The sequence below is a fragment of the Segatella albensis DSM 11370 = JCM 12258 genome (assembly GCF_000426565.1).
Classification (GTDB): domain Bacteria; phylum Bacteroidota; class Bacteroidia; order Bacteroidales; family Bacteroidaceae; genus Prevotella; species Prevotella albensis.
The window spans coordinates 1-2,689 of the sequence record NZ_AUFP01000037.1; the positions used below are offsets into that span (position 1 = coordinate 1).

5 protein-coding genes are annotated in these 2,689 nt (G+C 38.0%); 2 read left to right on the plus strand and 3 right to left on the minus strand.

What is annotated here, in order from left to right; translation table 11 throughout:
* The first annotated feature begins 89 nt into the window (after window positions 1-89).
* Window positions 90-851 carry a glycine rich domain-containing protein gene (locus K333_RS0109720; protein ID WP_027452640.1) on the plus strand — a complete coding sequence of 254 codons (762 nt, stop codon included), beginning with the start codon at window positions 90-92 and terminating at the stop codon, window positions 849-851.
* Between the two features lie 134 nt (window positions 852-985).
* Here K333_RS0109720 and K333_RS12355 read toward each other — a convergent pair whose 3' ends face one another.
* The 3 genes from K333_RS12355 to K333_RS0109735 all read right to left on the minus strand — a co-directional run bounded on the left by K333_RS12355 (window position 986) and on the right by K333_RS0109735 (window position 2,368).
* Window positions 986-1,720, minus strand: coding sequence for a glycine rich domain-containing protein (locus K333_RS12355; protein WP_024990731.1), 735 nt, complete (start codon window positions 1,718-1,720; stop codon window positions 986-988).
* Window positions 1,721-1,895: 175 nt separating this feature from the next.
* Complete coding sequence (locus K333_RS0109730) at window positions 1,896-2,171, minus strand: type II toxin-antitoxin system YafQ family toxin (protein ID WP_024990730.1); 276 nt, start codon at window positions 2,169-2,171, stop codon at window positions 1,896-1,898.
* Complete coding sequence (locus tag K333_RS0109735) at window positions 2,168-2,368, minus strand: hypothetical protein (RefSeq protein ID WP_024990729.1); 201 nt, start codon at window positions 2,366-2,368, stop codon at window positions 2,168-2,170. Before K333_RS0109735 ends, K333_RS0109730 begins: the two co-directional genes overlap by 4 nt.
* Before the next feature lie 217 nt (window positions 2,369-2,585).
* Here K333_RS0109735 and K333_RS13685 point away from each other — a divergent pair.
* Window positions 2,586-2,689, plus strand: a 104-nt coding sequence (locus K333_RS13685) for a hypothetical protein (protein WP_404828012.1), incomplete at its 3' end; no start/stop codon positions are given.

Genomic DNA, 2,689 nt, shown 5'->3' on the forward strand with positions numbered 1-2,689 from the left:
GTGTACCAAATGTCAATATGATAATTGATGCACTCCGATGTTGAATAATTTCGTTTTGGACATAGTTATAGTACAAACACACGGGAAGTGTGCAGACTTTTACGGCGCCTGTAACGGGAAATTATAAGTTGGAAGTTTGGGGAGGAGCCTCTGGTAAGAAATTTAATAATGGAGAAATGACTGATTGGTACGCTTGTGGCGGATATAGCTATGGTAATTATATAATGAATCGGAATCAGACTATATATGTTTCTGTTGGTGGAAAAGGAGAAGATGGACAATTCGAATCAAGAAGTCAAGGAGGCTGGAATGGAGGTGGTGATGGTGATTGGGATCATGCTGATGATGACGCTATGGGAGGAGGTGGCGGTTGCACATCTATTCAAAAAAGTTTAAAAGAAGATGGACAACTTAAGAATTATGAGTTAGTAAAAAATACAGATGTTTTAATTGTTGCTGGTGGCGCAGGTTCTGTACATTCACCAATTGAATATGGATATGGTGGAGGTGAAACTGGATGTATAACAACTCATACAATGGGGACATATGTAGACCAACAAGCAACCCAAAACTCTGGCTATGCATTTGGTCTTGGACAAACCGTAACTGGAATTAATAACTGTGATCTTGGTGCTGGTGGTGGAGGCTGGTACGGTGGCTATACCATTATTCCTACACAAGCTGGTGTGGGGGTATGTGGCGGAGGTGGCTCTGGACATATTGGAACGATGCTCACAAATGGAACAACTATAGCTGGCAACCAAACCTTCCCTAGTCCTAGCGGGGGCACAGAAACTGGTCATAGTGGTGATGGATATGCAATCATAACTTGGCAACAATTACCGCAATAACATTACATAGGATATATCAGCGAATTTGTTGATATAGCCTATTTATATTCCAAAGGATAATAAAAATAAGATATAAAAAGTGTATCAGAAATATTCATATTACTGATACACTTATTTTGTATATATTTTAGATATTACAGATTAGGAGATATCCAGCTAATAATTGCATAACCAGCATCTTCATGGACTCCTGATTGCATTGATCCATTTGTACACATAGTACCAATGTGACCGGAGCCACCACCACCTCCTCCAGCATAGTCTGCTGCACCCCCGCCATACCAACCACCGCCACCTAGACCACCTCCATCACCACCAGAGGTGTATCCTCCTCTTCCAAAGGAACCATCTATAATAGTTTGAGATGAGTGCAATGCTGTAGATTTTCCTCCAGAGGATTGTGTTCCACCTTTCGCTCCTGGACATGGGGTCATATCGCCTAAATATCCCATGGATCCGTCTTCTCCATTCGTTCCGCCACCAGCACCTCCTGTTGGGGTAGTATTATCTGAGTAACTATAGTACCATTCGCTGCCCCCACCGCCTCCTGCAACAATTAAAACATCAGTATTTTTTACAGATTCATAATGATATAACTGTCCGTCAGATATTAAACTATTTTGAATTGATGTTGCTCCACCACCATTATGTGTTGTACTATTGTTGTTCGTTCCACCACCATTCCAACTTGTATGACCACTAAAACCACAATCTCCAACGGAAATATAAATGATTTGTTCTCTATTCATAGAATAACTAGCTTGTGCATAACCACCCTTTCCTCCAGGAACACTCCACCAAATATCTCCTTGTGCTCCCCATACTTCCAGCTTATAAACTCCATCAATTGGTGCAGTAAATTCCTGCACACTTCCCGTGTGTTTGTACTTTTGTTATCGCCAAATTGAAAATATCGGACAATACATATAAATAAAAATAGGCTATACCAATTAAACGTTGATATAGCCTATTATATACTTCTAAAGCTCTTACTGTCCCAAGTTTCTATACGTAGAGTTTTAAAACATAAACTTTACAATTGATTCAAAATAAGTCTGAATGAGTTCCTGTTGCAACAAGGACTAATTCCAATATAGAATCATTTTGTTTCCATAATAAAAGCCAGTCAGGTTGAATATGACACTCCCATACATCAGACCAATTTCCCGATAAAATATGTGGCTTATATTTGGCTGGTAGAGTACCTGTTTCTGCAAGTATTCCGATTACTTCCTTTAGAAGAGAAATATCTAGTCCTCTCCGTTTGCAAAGTTTGTAAGATTTTTTAAACTTATTAGAATATACGATTTCGTATTTCACTTCTCCAGTTGATTGAATAAATCGTCGACATCAGTTGCATGGAAAACTTTTCCTGCTTCTATTTCTTCTAAGGACTGTTCCGCCAATCCTTTCTTCTGCTTGTGAATGCTCCATCCCATCTTTTTAATAAATGATTTAAAAAACTTCAAATCATCCTGAGGAACATCAACTGTAAATCTATTTAATGTTGCTTCCATAAAGCTTAACTCTATATAGTTTATCTGCAAAGATAAAGCAAATATTTATAATAAGCAAGTTTTATGAAAATTTTATCGGGATAATACTCTTCAAGAATTTATAACTTTAATCGTTAAATACAATATATGTTGAATATTTTCTTTCAGTTGATAATTAGAGTACAAACACACGGGAAGTGTACAAACTTTTACGGCGCCAATTGATGGAGTTTATAAGCTGGAAGTTTGGGGAGGACAAGGAAGATGTTCGCATGGTGGTGGAAAAGGAGGATATTCAGTTGGATACATAAACTTAAATTATCCTAACAGTTTATTCGTTTG

What these genes read in the sequence shown, in the direction of transcription:
- K333_RS0109735 (WP_024990729.1), bottom strand. Translation starts at nt 2,368, where the DNA reads ATGGAAGCAACATTAAATAGATTTACAGTTGATGTTCCTCAGGATGAT.